The organism is Sphingopyxis sp. 2PD, from assembly GCF_005503695.1.
Classification (GTDB): domain Bacteria; phylum Pseudomonadota; class Alphaproteobacteria; order Sphingomonadales; family Sphingomonadaceae; genus Sphingopyxis.
The window spans coordinates 50894-65852 of record NZ_SCMU01000007.1 but is presented as its reverse complement, the minus strand read 5'-3'; the positions used below and the strand labels follow the sequence as shown (position 1 = coordinate 65852).

Here is a 14959-nt window from a genome sequence, read left to right as displayed (position 1 = left end):
GATGTCCCCCTGCTGTGGACTGGGCGAAAGCCTCCCCGGCGTCTGTACGCCGGGGAAGAAAGACCGTTACCCTTGCGGGGGCATCCTTTGGTCGCCGGACATATTCTTCATGCAGTCCGCCGGACTCACCTTCATCATGTCGCAGTCGCAATGCGCCATCTGTCCCGGCTTGTCCTTGACCCAGACGCGGACTCGCGAGGTGGTATTGGACTTGTTCGGCCCTGGCACCTGGCGGGTCTGCCATTCATGATGGCCGCCGGACGGTTCTTGGGCGAGGACGGGAGCGGCAAGCGTTGCTGCCGCGAGCGCGGCAACGGCAAAAAACGGTTTCATGTTGAATTCCTTGATTGAAAAGCGTGAAACCGCGCGCCGGGACGAGCCGGTGCGCGTCGGCAATTCAGGCAAGAAATAGGGGCGGGTCGGGTTCGGGGCCGAATGTTCTTCCGGCGAGGCGCCGGACAGGAAGCGGATCGAAAGAGCCGGCGACAAATGTCTTTTCGGCAAGGGGGGTAGCCGGAGAGACGACGGCGGGCGGTAGCGCGCAGCCCATCTTGGCGATGCAGTCGAGCGTGAGGCCCTTGCACGGAGCGCTCTTCTGGGATTTTTTAATCCCCATCATCTCCGCGCATTCGTCGCTCATCGCCGCCGCGAACGCCGTCTCGGCCGACGGGAGCGCGGGCGCCGAGGCGAATGCGGTCTCCTGCGCCAGAAGGCCGAGTAAGGCTCCGACAAGAAGTAGAAAGGTGAGCCAGCGTTTCACGGTCGAAGCATGATCCTTGTCAAACTTGGCGTCAATCTAAACCGGGGTGGAGATCCCGCTCACTTGTTCGCCGACTGTCCCGTCGTGGTTACGCCGGACCCGTTAAGAATGGCCCATTGTCATGGCGGCGGGCGCGACCAGCATCCACAGCGCCATGGCGATCATCATCAGATTTTCGGTCAGTGAGATGAAACCCAGCGGCACATTGCTGTCGCCGCCGACGCAGGCGCATTTGAGTTCGCGCTTGTCGATATACACCGCCTTGAACACCGACACGGCGCCGATGATCCCGATGAACAGCGCCACCGGAATCGATATCCAGTTCAGCGCGCCAGAAATCATCAGGATGCCGGCAAGACCCTCCGCAAAGGGATAGATGGTAGCATAGGGTACCCAGCGTTTGGCGAGCAAGTCATAGTTCAGGAACATGCTCGAGAAGCTCTCGATGTCGCGGAGCTTGAGGAAGGCAAGCAACGCCATGCTGAACCCGATAAACCATTCGGCGGCACGGATTGTGAAGGGCGTGCCCGACACCGCTTGGCTGGCGGCCAGCGCCATCAGCGCGGTGATAGAGAAGAGCGCGATGACGGGCTTATAGGTAAGCGCCTTAGGATCGCGGACTTTCAGACCGAGATGGCGCCTCAGATCGTCAAGACCGCCGATCCGCTCGCCTTCGATGAAGGTCTGCGGCGTCGTCGCGACGCCATGTTTCGCCTTGAATGCGTCGGTTTCCTCGCGGGTCGTCAGCCAGACATCCTCGACGTCATAGCCGCGGCTGCGCAACAGATGCAGCGCCTTCAGGCCATAGGGGCAGATATGCTGCTCCATCACCATGCGATAGATGGTCGCCCGCGGCTTGCCCGAAACCGCCGCACCAGTGTGCGCTGGCGCGCTTTCGTTCGCGCGCTGAACCTGCATATTCATCGATTCGCCTTTCTTGATTCCCGATCGCTTCCCGCTATATAGGCTCCGTACCATAGTACGGAGTCAAGGCCTTGCGTGACATGACCATCGGCCAGCTTGCCCGGCAGGGCGGCGTCAATGTCGAGACGATCCGCTATTACCAACGCCGCGGCCTGTTGCCCGTTCCGCCTCAGTCGGCCAGCGCCCCGTCGGAAGGCCGAGTCCGGCGTTACGACGAGGCGGTTCTGCGCCGTCTGCGCTTCATCAAATCGGCACAGGCAGCGGGATTTACGCTCACCGAGATCGCCGAACTGCTCGAACTCGACGCGTCGAGCGATCGCGCGCGAGCGCGCGAACTGGCCGACGCGCGCATCGCGGCGATCGAAAAGACGATCGCCGAACTCGATGTGGCGCGGCGCGCGCTCATGGGCCTGTCGCGCCAATGCGCTGCCGCCGACACGCTCCACTGCCCGATCATAGCGGCGTTCGAGCAGATCTAGCCCGACTGGTCTTGGGGGCGGATGGTGCTGACGGCCCGTCTCACCTCCCTCAAACTGGTGTCAATCGGTCGCAAATGGTTCCAGCATCCCGGCTACAAGCGATGGGATGGTAACTCCGGCTGCGACATCGAGCTGAAGGCTAGCGCGGATCGCAGCCGCAGTGTCTCGCCGCTGCCGCGTCCGGAGTTGCGACGGCCGTCCGAAGTGCCTGGGTCAGGCGCCATCGAATCTCCGCGGCTAGGACCGGCATCAGAGCGAACAAATAGGCTTCCACGGGGAAGACCTGACCATAGGGTCAAGCGAGCGATTGCGTCACGTGCACGGCGCCGACCAAGGCTCCGACGAGGGGCAGAAGCGAAAAGCGCCGCTTCTGGATGAAGGAAGGAGCCTTTGGGCGTTCCGGATCAACTTCATCCTGGCGATCTGAACAAATCGGGGAGCCCAATTCCGATGGTTTTACGTCGCCCGAACCATTTTTGAGGGATGAGTCGTTCTGGTGCGTAATCAATGTCAGTAGGGGATGTTGGGTGCTTGAACTCGGAAGCCGTAAGCAGCGGTTTCCGGGCATGCATGTTTTTGTCCTCGACTTCCCCGAAACTCATTTGGGCTGCGCGAAAGGGCAGTTCTTCGAAACAGGGGAAGCATAATGAACAAATTATACTGTTATTCGTCGACGAAGCGCGCAATGCAGCGAAGCTCGATGGCGGCGATTGCGGTGGCGGTCGCGTTTCCCGCGCAGGCTCAGGAAGCCCAGTCGGACGGCCTCGCCGAGATCATCGTAACGGCGGAGAAGCGCGAGGAAAATCTGCAGTCCGTTCCCGTCTCGGTGACAGCGATGACCGGCGAGGCGCTTACGGCAACGGGCATATCAAACGTCGAAGACCTCCAATTTTTTGTGCCGGGCGTGTCGATCACCAACGATTCCATGGCGATCATCAATATTCGTGGAATTGGCACCTCGGCGTTCGGCGTTGCGACCGACCCCAGCACGACAGTCCATTATGACGGCGTCTACATCTCGCGCCCGACCACAAGCTATCAGGATTTGTTCGACGTCGAACGCATCGAGGTGCTGCGCGGACCGCAAGGCGTTCTCTTCGGTCGCAACTCCGCCGGCGGCACACTCAACATCATTTCCAAAATGCCTACGGAGGATTTGACTGGCGCGCTGGGACTCACCGTCGGAAATTACGAGAAGCGCTCGCTGAGCGGCACGATTTCTGGACCGCTTGGAGCGGGCGTCCGAGGCCGCCTCACCTTGCTTGCCAACCAGCGCGACGGCATCTACCGCGACGTCGTCTCGGGACGGCGATACCAAAACGAAGATAATCTCGCTGGACGACTGACGCTTGCGATTGACGCGAGCGACCGTCTTGAGATCGTGTTGCGGGCGGATGCCAGCCGTGATCGCGAGACCGGCGCGCGGTCTGTTCGGCCCTTTTATCCGCAAGGCTTCGTCGATGCGGGGGCGACGATCCCGGCCAATGACAAAGAGGCCGCACTCGACCGCCTGCCGCGTTACGATGTCGATGCCTGGGGCGTGTCCTCGACCATGAACTGGGACGGCGGCCCGGTCACGCTCCGCTCGATTACGGCGCTGCGCAAGAGCAAGGTCGTCCAGGCGCTCGACGTTGACTCGACTGACCTCTTCCTCCGCGATATCGAATTTTACGAACGTTCCCGCAGTTTCACGCAAGAGTTCCAACTTCTCAACAACGATGCGGACAAGCTGCGCTGGATCGTCGGAGCATTCTATCTGAATGAAAAGGGCAACGACGAAATACGGATCATCGAACCGGGTCGTCGGCTCGCGATCCCGGAAAACAATACGACGAATGCATTCGCGCTCTTCGGACAAGCAAGCTACGAACTCATCGACCGCCTGCGATTGACCGGAGGGCTTCGATACTCATACGAAAAAAAGGATTTCGGATATCGTGTCCTGCTGAACGGAAATCAGGTCGATGCCGGTCAGCCCAAATCATCCTGGACCGCCTGGACTCCGAAAATTGGGATCGATTACGACCTTGCCGATGACGTCATGGCTTATGCGTCGGCAACCCGCGGGTTCAAATCGGGTGGATTCCAGCTGGGAGACGGGCGGCCTTTCCTCCCGGAGTATGTCTGGAGCTACGAAGTCGGCTTGAAGTCGACGCTCCTCGATCGCCGGCTTCGAGCTAATTTTTCGGCCTTCTATTATGATTACACCAATCTTCAGGTGGTCGAGTATAATAATGGCGTTGCCAGTACCACCAACGCCGGCAAGGCGACGATCAAGGGCGTTGAAGCGGAACTGATGGCACGGCCGTTCGATCGCCTGACGCTTACATCCACGATCGCTTATCTCGATGCGCGCTACGATGTCTATTTTGACGACGTCGGCGCAAGCCTCAAGGGCAAGCGGCTGCCGAACGCGCCGAAGTGGAACATCACTCTCGGCGGAGAATATAAGGCCTCCCTGGGCGGCGGAATGCTGACATTACGGACCGATATCTCCTGGCGCGACAGCATCTTTTTCAAGCCCAGCAACAATCCGCTTTTTTCCGGAAACGCCACGACCCTTATAAATGGGCGTGTCGCATGGCAGCCGGCGAGCGAAGCGTGGGAAATTGCGCTTTATGGCCGAAATCTCACCAACGAGCGCTATGTGAGCTATAGTACGATCGGGACGGACGCGACGGGTGTCTCGAACCCTACTCTTCCGCTCTACATCTACGGCGAGCCGCGCCAGTACGGATTGCAGCTGCGCTACTTTTTCTGAGGTTCCTCGTCCTGCGAGGTCCCCCGGCGACTCCCCTACGGTCGTCGGTCCCCCTGGGCGCTTGCGCCCGGGGGGAATACTTCCTCTGAACGCAGGACATGATATGTCCCTGTTCTCACCGGCGCCGTTACTTGAACGGCCCTGCTGATGGCACGATGAGCCGGACAGTAAGATGGCACGAACAGATACGGGCTAGTCCCATCCTGAACGTCGGTAGCGCGCGCGATTTCGATGCCCGGCTTTCCCTGTGACGCCGCGAGGATGCAAAGACCAACTGCTTTCGGAGGCCTACGCGTCGTCGGCTGCCTCACGGCAATGGATGGGAGATCGCCTTGATCGCCTTCAGGCCCGTACCGAAGCGGGCAATGGCGACCCTGTTCTGTTCGAGCTCGGCGTAGGGCAGGTAGGAAATGTCGAGATCACCGATCCGGCTGAAAGCCGGGCGTCGGAGCTGAGCGCGGACATCGGCTTCTCGCGCATCGGGTGCAACCAGGAAAAGTGGCGTCGACAAATGAAGATTCTCGCTGCTCAGCGCGAGATCAAGCATGCGGACAATTCCGGAATAAATGGATGTCGAATGCTCGACTTCGAATGCCGCCGCGACCGTAGCCGTCGATTGCTCGAGCCATAAGATGTCGATCAGTCTTATGGCATCGCTTCCTTGAGCGGTTGCGATGGCATGCGGCAAGCTATCGAGGCATCGAGACCCGAGCGGTACACCCTCATGAAGGCGCCCCCGGTCATTTGCCGCTACCCAGACGTCATATCCAAGTGCAAGGCCGAGGTCCCGAAGCCAGGATTGGACTTCGCTATGCGTCCGGTCGCTCTCTTTCTGATTTGCAAGCCCCTTATCGAACTTGTCGGACTGTGAGCGCGTTTCATTCAGCAAGGCCATCCAATCGCGAGCATTTTCGCTCGAACCGCTGAGCGGTGGGGCTGGAAACCGTCCCGATCCGATATCGAACAGCAGCCCTCCTATCGCGCCCAAATCGTTGGAGAGAAGATCCCGGTAGCAATCGTTGAGATCCAGAATGCCCGCGCGCATCGCGAGAAAATGCTCCCAGCTGCCAAGCTTCACATTCGCACCCGTCAGCGCGTTGTAGCCCTTTACGATTGCCGTATTGAACGGAGGCACAAGGGTGGGATGCAGAAAATAGAGAATGTTGGCTACCGCAGGACCCAACCCCTTGATCTTCTGTCTGTCGATTGCGAGGATCCCGGCGACGACCTCCTCGGCGGTATCGCAACAGGAGCAATGGTGAAGAAGTCTGCCAAAAGCTCGTTGATTGTCGGCGTTCTCGTAGATGTCCGGGATTCGGAGTTTGGGCTTCCACAAGAAAGCATGATCCGCACCTTTGAAAATCTGTCGTTGCTCGGCGATTGAATGAACAATGATCTCCAATGACGAGCCCCGATATGCCGCTCCGAAGGTGCCGGCCTCAATTTCGGCGACGACCTGCGAGATTCCTCTTCTGATCGACCGAAAATTCTTCAGTCGTTCCTCCCACAGGAACCAGCTTTGATAGGTCGAGCCGGAATCGCCGCGCCAGCGCTCGATCAGTTCGCGAACAAGATCGCGCTTCATGTTTATAGCCCCCGCTTGATCCATTCCGAATTGCTGTTTTCCACCTGCGGCTTGCCGGCCAAGACAGTTCGCTCGATCCGGCCCTTAGCGAAAGGCGAAACCTTCCGTCCCACCGGCAAGGTGGGCGGGAATGGAAGGTCGAAACGAGCCCGTTCACGCCCGGCGCTGCATAATTGTCGACGACCTCAGTGCCCTGCGTGTTCGCCCGCTCCGCTTGGTTTCTGACTCGCGCCTTCCGCCTCTGTCATGCCCTTCATCATCGCGTCATGGTCCATTGGCGCATTCTGCGTAATAGCCTGATATTGTGCCGGCGACAGGCCAGGGAGTTTTCGGACAAACGCGACCATATCCCAGATGAGACGATCATCATGCGTTTTCCCCCAGGCCGGCATGGCGGTCATCTTGATGCCATGCTTGATGATCCAGAATTGCTCCGCAGCCGAACGTTCCGAACCTTTGAACAAGACGGGCGCTTGCGGATACAGCCCTTGACTCATTTCGGTCTTTTCCATCCCGGGCGCGAGATGGCAGCCGCTGCACATCTCGGTATAGAGACCTGCGCCCGACGCGATCCGCGCCGGAGCCGCCAAATCTGCCGGCACCGCGATCGATCCGGATCGCGCTGCGATGGACTTCTCCCTGAATGTTTCGATGACGCTGTAAGTCAGCCGGTTATGGGGGGCATCGGCCGCTATATTATATAGGCCGAGATAGACGGTGATCGCACCCGCGCCCGCTATCAGGGCAACCGCCAGCAGCGTGAACGTCACGCTCGGCATATGCTTTCGGAAATCGAAAGTTCGAAATCGCTCCATTATCTATCTCCCGCATAACAGGCCTTGAGCTTTGCAGCCGAACGCAATGCGGCGGCTGTGCAACAGATGATACGCACCCCAACAGCTTTGCCCTTGTCACAGACGAGGCAGGCGTTTCCGTACTTGCCGCGACGAGCCATTTCAGGGTGCCCACACCCGCTCGGGCTCATGCGTCCTGCTAGGTGTGGGTTCGGAGAGATCGTGAGGACTAGCCCCTTTTTTGCCCGCTCAGATGCCACCCGCCGGCCGCACCTTCGGCTTGCGTGAGGAGCTGTGGAGATTGAAGATCTGCCACTTTCCGTTGTCCTGTTTGAGGACACTCGTAGCGACGCCATCCCGTTCGATGGTCTCGCCGCTCGCGAGCACAATCGAGAAGCTGTAGGTCTCGGTTGCGATCGCGATATTTCCTTCGCCGCGAACCGAAATCTTGTAATTGCGGAAGGTGAAGGATTTGAATTCCTTGAGTTCGGGACCCATGTGATGGTCGCGATAGTGGGCGAAGTTCCCTTCAACGCCGCCGGACTCGAATATCTGGGCGTCTGGCGAAAAGAGGGCCTCGACGCCGGTCAGGTCCAGTTTCTCCATCGCCGATTTATACTGCGCGAGCGCTGCCGCCGCGCCCTGATAATCCGCAGGCTCGGTCGCCTGAGCCGGGACGGCCACCAGCATGGCCAATGCGATTGCTGTAATCGTCAGTCGTCTCATATCATTTCCCCTTGTTGTGCCGACACTTCACGAGTGCCTCCGGTGGTTTCGATCAGATTCTGGCAAAGCGCAGCCGCAAAGAATTGGCGATGACGCTGACGGACGAGAGTGCCATTGCAGCGGCGGCAATGACCGGCGAGAGCAATAGTCCGAAAATCGGATAGAGCACGCCCGCAGCGACGGGAATCCCGGCGACATTATAGGCGAAAGCGAAGAAGAGATTCTGACGGATGTTCGCCATCGTCGCATGGCTGAGATGCCGCGCCCGCACGATGCCCAGAAGGTCGCCGCGCAGTAGCGTCACACCCGCGCTTTCGATGGCGACATCGGTTCCCGAACCCATCGCGATGCCGACGTCGGCGGCGGCGAGCGCGGGGGCGTCGTTTACCCCGTCGCCGGCCATGGCGACGATCCGGCCCTCTTCGCGCAGCCGCTGCACGACCGCACTCTTCTGGTCGGGGAGGACATCGGCCTCGACGTCGTCGATGCCGAGGCGCCGCGCGATCGCCTCGGCGGTGACGCGATTGTCGCCGGTTAGCATGATGACCTTGATTCCGGCTTCGCGCAGCGCCGCGAGTGCGTCGCCCGTCGTCTCCTTGACCGGATCGGCGATGGCGATGACGCCGGCCGCCTTGCCGCTGACCGCGATGTAGATCGCCGTTGCACCGTCTGTACGAAGCCGGTCAGCCGCCTCGGCGAGTGCGCCCAGATCGACGTCATATTCTTCGAGAAAGTTCGCATTGCCGAGGACGATCGCCTTGTCGTCGACGACCCCGACGATGCCCTTGCCGACCGGCTGGTCGACTCCCGATGGCTCGACGAGCGCGAGGGCGCGGTCTTCCGCCGCTTTGACGATTGCGGCGGCCAATGGATGTTCGCTGCTGCGCTCAAGGCTCGCGGCAATCCGGAGGAGGTCGTTTTCCTCGAACCCTTCGGCGACTTCGATGGCGACGACCGAGGGTCTGCCTTCTGTCAGCGTCCCGGTCTTATCGACGACGAGCGTGTCGACCTTCTCCATCCGCTCAAGCGCCTCGGCATTTTTGATCAGCACGCCAACTTCGGCGCCGCGCCCCACGCCGACCATGATGGACATTGGCGTCGCGAGGCCGAGCGCGCAGGGACAGGCGATGATGAGCACCGAGACGGCGGCGATAAGGCCATAGGCCATGGCGGGCACGGGGCCCAGAAGCGACCAGACAACGAAAGCGGCAATGGCGACGACGATGACGCCGGGCACGAACCAGCCCGAAACGGCATCGGCGAGACGCTGGATCGGCGCGCGGCTGCGCTGCGCATCGGCGACCATCTGTACGATTCGCGCGAGCATCGTGTCGCGCCCGACCTTCTCGCTGCGCATGAGCAGGCCGCCCGTTTGATTGATCGTTCCGCCGACCAGCGCCGCCCCGGCCGCCTTGGTCACCGGCATCGATTCGCCCGTGACCATCGATTCGTCGACCGTGCCGCGGCCTTCTACGACGATGCCATCGACGGGGACTTTTTCGCCCGGACGGATGCGTAGCATGTCACCGACCGCGACGTCCTCGAGCGCGACCTCCTCGTCGCTTCCATCGCTGCGGACGCGCCGGGCGAGCTTCGGTGTGAGGTCAAGGAGCGCGCGGATCGCGCCGCTCGTCGTTTCGCGGGCCCTGAGTTCGAGCACCTGCCCGAGTAGCACCAGCACCGTGATGACCGCCGCCGCCTCGAAATAGACCGCGACCGAGCCATCATCGGCGCGGAACGCAGCCGGAAAGATTTGGGGGACGATCGCCGCGATCATGCTGTAGCCCCACGCGACCCCGGTCCCCATCGCGATGAGGGTGAACATGTTGAGGCTTTTGTTGCGGATTGAGAGCCACGCGCGCTCGAAGAAGGGCCAGCCCGCCCATAGAACGACGGGAGTCGCGAGCAACATCTGGGTCCAGTTGTTCGTCTGGCGACCGACAAATTGATGAAGGCCTGTCAGATGGCCGCCCATTTCGAGCGCAACCACCGGGAGTGCGAGAAGGAGCCCGATCCAGAAGCGCCGCCGCATATCGCGATATTCTTCGCTGGGGCCGCCCGATGCTGTCGGCATGACGGGCTCGAGTGCCATGCCGCAGATCGGGCAGCTTCCGGGGCCGGCGCGCTGGATCTCGGGATGCATCGGGCAGGTCCAGATGGCGCCTTCGGGTGCATCGGCTGCGGCCGGCTCGCGTTTTGCGGCATAAAGATCGGGATCGGCCTCGAATTTGGCGAGGCAGCCTGCGCTGCAGAAATAGTGATGCTTGCCGCTATGCGTCGCGATATGAGGTGTGGTGGCCGGATCGACCATCATGCCGCAGACCGGATCAGTCGTGCTCCCGCTGCCTTTTTCTGCGCCCTGATGATCGTGCATCGCCGCCGCTCCCGTATGTGTCGGATGCCCGCCTCGCGGCGGGGCGGTCCAAACGCCACCGGTCGAGTTCGCCGTTGGCGTCGTTCCTGGCGGTTCCAGAATGGAGCCGCTTCTATCGATACGCAAGAAGAGCGGTTATCCCTTGGATTTTCTTTGCCCCGTGCCGTCAGGTCCCGGGCTTTCGGGCCTCGATGATCCCGATCGCACCGGTTGGCGTGCGGAACGTCTCAAGCTCGCGAACATCGCAAAAGCCTGCCTCTCTCATCAGCACCGGGAGCAATCCATCGGCGTTGGGCTGGGTGTCCTGGACGCCGTCGAGCTGCTGGATCGTGAGGCGGAACAACAACCGCATGAGGCGGCTGCGCTGTTCCCCATAGTCGGCAACATAGAGTTTGCCGCCCGGCGCGAGCACCTGCCGGGCCTCGCGTAGCAGACGTGCCTTTTCCTCAAGCCCGACCTGATGAAGGACGAGGCAGATCGCAATCTTGGCAGGCGGGGGCCAGTCATCGATCGCCGAAGCCGCGAAAAAGCCAACTCGAAACTCCGGCGGTGGAACAATCTGCGCGGTCTTCGTTCGGGCAATTCGCGTCGCTGCCTCGTCGGGGTCGAAACCAAGATAGCGGACGTCCCGGCTATGGCGAGCGATCGCCAGCGCAAGATTTCCCGTACCCGAGCCGATATCGAGAATGACGTCACCCTCGCCGAGCGCCATATGGCGAACGAGACGGTCGCGCCACACGCGCTCGCGCGTTGTCACCGCGACGCCGAAATCATAAAAGGGCGTCAGGAAGTGATATCCTGCCGCTGGCGTGTAGGATCTTGCTACGGGTTTCGGGTCGGGCATGGCCGTCTCCTTTCGACGCTTTGGCTTGCCGCCGGATTGCGGCCGCAATCGCCGGTCTCGACGAGACGCTTAAGGGCAAACAGGCGCGGCAGTCTTGAATGTTTCGCCGGGGCGACGCGGTGCGAGGCGCATCCGGCTCAGGGCACGATTTCGAACGCGAAGGCACTAAGGCCGGCCGAAGGCGTCACGCCTAGCCATTGAGCGCAGCGGCGCGTGAAGTGCGATTGATCGGCGAAGCCTCCCGCCGCCGCGGCGTCGGCAAGACCTCCGCCGCCGACCAGCGTCCGCACGGCGCGTTGAAGCTGGAGCCATTGCAGCAATTTGGCCGGAGGCGCGCCGAAGTCGCGGCTGACGATTTCGCGGAGGCGCGAGGGCGAAAGGCAGGCGACGTCGGCCAAGGCGCGCGCGGTCGACAAATCGTCAGGGGCCGCGAGCACTTCGGACAGGCGGGCATCCACCGGACGCGCCTGCGAGCGGTCGAGATAGTCGGACGCCCAGCGCTTCGCGTCCGCGCCGCTTGCGATGTCACCTAGTCCGGCTGTCTCTATCGGCGTCAACAGGACAGGCGCCGATCCGGCGGACAGCCGGGTGCCGGCACGAAAAAGCGGGTCGAGATAAAATGACCGCACGAGGGCGCCCGGCGGCCCGAGGCGGTGCCGGACATGCGACGCTATCGCAATGGCGTGTCCGGCGGGAACTATCAGGTCGGCATCACCGGAAATTTCGAGGTCGCGTTCGATGGCGAGGCTGATCTGGTGCGCCACATGGTTATGGGGACGGCTGCTCCCGATGCGCGCGTCAATGAGCGCCCAGCCGGTCCCGAGCATGATCGAACCCGACCAAGAGGCGGTGCTTGGGGTCAAACCGGATCGGCGGTGACGAAGGGTTCGAGCGTACCGAACCAGGCAACCAGCGCGAGTATGGCGAGCGCGGCCGACGCTTCGATGATGAGGCTTCTGCGCATGGCTGCAATCGCGAGGTCGGGGTCGGCGTCGACATTGTCGGTATCGGTCCCCGGGACGGCGGCCGCGAGCGCCGGGGTCAGCCGCCAGCGGTTCGCCGCCGCGAGCGCCAGCATCAGTCCGAACAGCGCAAGCTTGGCGAGAAGCAATTGTCCATAGGGCGAGCCGAGGGAACGGCCGAGATTCTCGGCGCCGACGATCATCTGGCTGTTGACGAGGCCGGTGGCGGCGATGACGAGGACGCAGATCGTACCGACGCGCGAGAATTGATCGAGGCTCCGCGCCGCAATTTGGAGTCCGCCCGGCCATTCGCGGACACGACGTGGTGAGATCAGGATCAGGAAGGCGCCGATCGCGCCGATCCAGACCGCCGCTGCAATCAGGTGCAAGATGTCGCTGATCCGGTGCACGGTGCCTGCGGCGCCTTCGGTCGCGCCGGCGTGGCCGGACCAGACCAGACTCGCGACGGCCACCGAGCCCGCGGCCGCGAGTACGGCGGCCGAAGTTGTCGGCCAGCGGACCATCCAGATCGCGACTCCCAGCGCGAGCAGCAGCGCTGCGCTCCGGTAGACCCAGGCTGTGCCGACCTCGGTCTCGCGAACAAGGTCCCAAAAAGGCTGGAGTTCCAGGGAGAGGAGCCCCACACCCTGCATCGAAGCCGCGAGCACGCCCATCCCCAAGATGGAGAGAAGCAGTCCGGCGGCGCAGAGCCATCGCTCTGCGCGCCAGATCGAGGCCATCATCGACTGCGGCGCAAGGCGTTCGCTCCGTGTCAGCGCAAAAAGCGGGAACGCAGCAAGGCCGGCGATGAGCATCAGGTCCGCATAAAGTGCGAACCTGATGCCGATCAGAACGGGGTCCCCCACCGTCTTTTACTTTACGGTGAAGCTGAATTCGCTGCCCATGCGGTGGGTATCAGCGCCCGCCGCCGACCATGTGACCTTGTAGGTTCCGGCTGTCAGCGGCCGCTTGAGCATCAGCATCGCCGACTTGCCCTCTTTGCCCATCATCGACGAGTAAGGCACCTTCATCGGGGCATGATTGGCCATGCCGGGCATGCCGGTCATGACCAGCTCGGTCTTGAGGGTCGAGGCGACGATCTTTTCGTTGAACTGAAGATTGACCGACGTGACCTTCGAAACGGTCGAATTGGCGGCGGGCGTCGAGCTGACGAGCTTGGTGTGCGCGCTTGCCGTGGCCGGCATGAGAAGCAGAGCGAAAGCCGCCGCTGCAGAGGGGAGAAGAGACTTGAACATGAACACCTCCAAATGCGTGTCTGTCCTGCTAATACGCAGGATATCGGCATGGCCCTCAAATATTCCGGAATAATATTCTGGTGTGAGGGGTGAGGCGCTTCGGCGCGTATGTACAATGATGGAAAGGTTTGAAGAGACGATCGATGGATAAGGAGCTTCGCATTTTGAACAGGATCGATCTGCCCGCAGCGCTCGATGCGCTCGATGATCGCATCATGGGCGCATTGGCGATCCGCCGGCGCGAAGCGGTAGCGATGCGCCGCCTGATGGCGCTCGCGGCCTTTGTCTCGCTCGGCGGCGGTGTCTTTGCGGGGAGTGCGATTTCCCAGCCGGCGGTCGCGGCAAGCCCCCTGACCCCATTCGGCCCGCCTAGCGCATTGGTGCCTTCCACCTTGCTGGATGTACAGTAGCGATGCCGTCGCGCCGTCTTCTTCTCTTGGGGCTCATTGCCTTCGCCGCGGCGATTGCCGGCGTGTTCATCGGCCGTCTGGTAGCCGATGCGCCCAAAGCCAGCGAAACCGAACTTCATGCGCTTCTCCACGGCCAACTCGACCTGACCCCGGAGCAGGAAAAGAAACTCGAGCGGATCGAAGCCGACTTCGCCGGTCGCCGCCAGGCGCTCGAACTCGAGATGCGCGCCGCCAATGTCCGGCTCGCGCAGGCGATCGAAGCCGAGCATGGCTATGGACCGCGCGTCACCGAGGCGATCGACGAGACGCATGAGGTGATGGGGACATTGCAGAAGGAAACGCTCCAGCATCTCTTCGCGATGCGCGGGGTTCTCAACCCCGATCAAGCGGAAATGTTCGACAAAAGCGTGGTCAAGGCGCTGACCGCCGATGCGCGGTGAGCGCCGACCTATCGCAATGTAGCGACCAGGATCTGGCGGCCTTTGCGCGCGCGCACCGCGAAGACGCCTATCGCGAGTTGCTGCGCCGTTACAAAACGGGCGTCTACCGGCTCATCGTAAAGCAGATCGGCGATGCCGACGAGGCGATGGATTTGACGCAGGAGACGTTCGTCTCCGGCTTTTCGGCGCTCGATCGCTATGATGGCGAACGCCCCTTCCGCACATGGATCGCCCGTATCGCGCTCAACAAATGTCGCGACTGGGCACGACGGCGAAAGGTGCGCGCCTTTTTCTCCCGCGCGCTCCCGCTCGAAAATGCGCATCACGTAGCAAGCGATGGTCCTGGGCCCGATTCCGCGGCGACCGACAGGCGAGAGCTCGCCAGGGTTCGCGGGGCGATCGATCAGCTGCCGCAGAATTTGCGCGAAGTGTTGCTCCTCCGCGGTGTCGACGAGGTCAGCCAGGCCGAAACAGCGGTCATTTTGCGGGTCAGCGAGAAAACAGTCGAAACGCGCCTCTATCGAGCGCGGACCAGGCTCCGGGAATTGCTCGCGGGAACATCTGCGAGCGCCGAGGGTTGAGGGTTCGACCGCTCGTTCAGGCGGCATCTCCTCATCGTCCGGCATTTTTATTGAGGGGCAGGC

At 61.7% G+C, this 14959-nt stretch carries 16 protein-coding genes; 5 read left to right on the top strand and 11 right to left on the bottom strand.

Going from position 1 to position 14959, the window contains the following annotated elements:
* Positions 1–66: 66 nt before the first annotated feature.
* The 3 genes from FFS18_RS07980 to FFS18_RS07970 form a co-directional block, all read right to left on the bottom strand.
* The gene (locus FFS18_RS07980; RefSeq protein ID WP_228383749.1) at positions 67–405 is read right to left on the bottom strand and encodes a hypothetical protein; all 339 of its coding nucleotides are present in this window, start codon (positions 403–405) and stop codon (positions 67–69) included.
* Entirely contained in the window at positions 398–760 is a 363-nt protein-coding gene (locus FFS18_RS07975) for a hypothetical protein (protein ID WP_003046437.1), read from the bottom strand. Before FFS18_RS07975 ends, FFS18_RS07980 begins: the two co-directional genes overlap by 8 nt.
* A gap of 102 nt (positions 761–862) precedes the next feature.
* Positions 863–1684 carry a MauE/DoxX family redox-associated membrane protein gene (locus FFS18_RS07970; protein WP_003046430.1) on the bottom strand — a complete coding sequence of 274 codons (822 nt, stop codon included), beginning with the start codon at positions 1682–1684 and terminating at the stop codon, positions 863–865.
* A gap of 80 nt (positions 1685–1764) precedes the next feature.
* Between FFS18_RS07970 and FFS18_RS07965 the strand changes: the two genes are divergently transcribed.
* Together FFS18_RS07965 and FFS18_RS07960 are read left to right on the top strand one after the other, a co-directional pair.
* Entirely contained in the window at positions 1765–2163 is a 399-nt protein-coding gene (locus tag FFS18_RS07965; RefSeq protein WP_039578962.1) for a MerR family transcriptional regulator, read from the top strand.
* Between the two features lie 646 nt (positions 2164–2809).
* Positions 2810–4924, top strand: coding sequence for a TonB-dependent receptor (locus FFS18_RS07960; protein ID WP_058455286.1), 2115 nt, complete (start codon positions 2810–2812; stop codon positions 4922–4924).
* 307 nt (positions 4925–5231) lie between these two features.
* On the opposite strand, the gene FFS18_RS07955 is transcribed toward FFS18_RS07960, so the two are convergent.
* The 8 genes from FFS18_RS07955 to copC form a co-directional block, all read right to left on the bottom strand.
* Positions 5232–6509: a type II restriction enzyme NmeDI-related protein gene (locus FFS18_RS07955; protein WP_011542709.1), complete on the bottom strand. Its 1278-nt coding sequence runs from the start codon at positions 6507–6509 to the stop codon at positions 5232–5234.
* 185 nt (positions 6510–6694) lie between these two features.
* Positions 6695–7288 (bottom strand): c-type cytochrome, encoded by a 594-nt coding sequence (locus FFS18_RS07950; RefSeq protein ID WP_223181176.1) that lies wholly within the window; start codon positions 7286–7288, stop codon positions 6695–6697.
* 264 nt (positions 7289–7552) lie between these two features.
* Complete coding sequence (locus FFS18_RS07945; RefSeq protein ID WP_011542707.1) at positions 7553–8029, bottom strand: YybH family protein; 477 nt, start codon at positions 8027–8029, stop codon at positions 7553–7555.
* A gap of 52 nt (positions 8030–8081) precedes the next feature.
* Positions 8082–10403, bottom strand: a complete 2322-nt coding sequence (locus FFS18_RS07940) for a heavy metal translocating P-type ATPase (RefSeq protein ID WP_039578973.1) — start codon at positions 10401–10403, stop codon at positions 8082–8084.
* Between the two features lie 166 nt (positions 10404–10569).
* Positions 10570–11247 (bottom strand): class I SAM-dependent methyltransferase, encoded by a 678-nt coding sequence (locus FFS18_RS07935; protein WP_003046415.1) that lies wholly within the window; start codon positions 11245–11247, stop codon positions 10570–10572.
* Positions 11248–11384: 137 nt separating this feature from the next.
* Positions 11385–12074 (bottom strand): helix-turn-helix domain-containing protein, encoded by a 690-nt coding sequence (locus tag FFS18_RS07930; protein ID WP_137870393.1) that lies wholly within the window; start codon positions 12072–12074, stop codon positions 11385–11387.
* A gap of 32 nt (positions 12075–12106) precedes the next feature.
* Positions 12107–13075, bottom strand: coding sequence for a copper homeostasis membrane protein CopD (gene copD / locus FFS18_RS07925; protein ID WP_003046408.1), 969 nt, complete (start codon positions 13073–13075; stop codon positions 12107–12109).
* Between the two features lie 6 nt (positions 13076–13081).
* Positions 13082–13414 (bottom strand): copper homeostasis periplasmic binding protein CopC, encoded by a 333-nt coding sequence (gene copC, locus FFS18_RS07920; protein WP_231732871.1) that lies wholly within the window; start codon positions 13412–13414, stop codon positions 13082–13084.
* A gap of 215 nt (positions 13415–13629) precedes the next feature.
* On the opposite strand from copC, the gene FFS18_RS07915 reads away from it, so the two are divergent.
* Genes FFS18_RS07915 through FFS18_RS07905 form a run of 3 tightly spaced genes read left to right on the top strand, consistent with a single transcriptional unit; the run spans position 13630 to position 14896 of the window.
* Positions 13630–13875 carry a hypothetical protein gene (locus tag FFS18_RS07915; protein ID WP_137870392.1) on the top strand — a complete coding sequence of 82 codons (246 nt, stop codon included), beginning with the start codon at positions 13630–13632 and terminating at the stop codon, positions 13873–13875.
* Between the two features lie 2 nt (positions 13876–13877).
* Entirely contained in the window at positions 13878–14315 is a 438-nt protein-coding gene (locus tag FFS18_RS07910; protein WP_003046401.1) for a periplasmic heavy metal sensor, read from the top strand.
* Complete coding sequence (locus FFS18_RS07905) at positions 14312–14896, top strand: RNA polymerase sigma factor (protein ID WP_003046398.1); 585 nt, start codon at positions 14312–14314, stop codon at positions 14894–14896. Before FFS18_RS07910 ends, FFS18_RS07905 begins: the two co-directional genes overlap by 4 nt.
* The last annotated feature ends 63 nt before the right edge of the window (positions 14897–14959 follow it).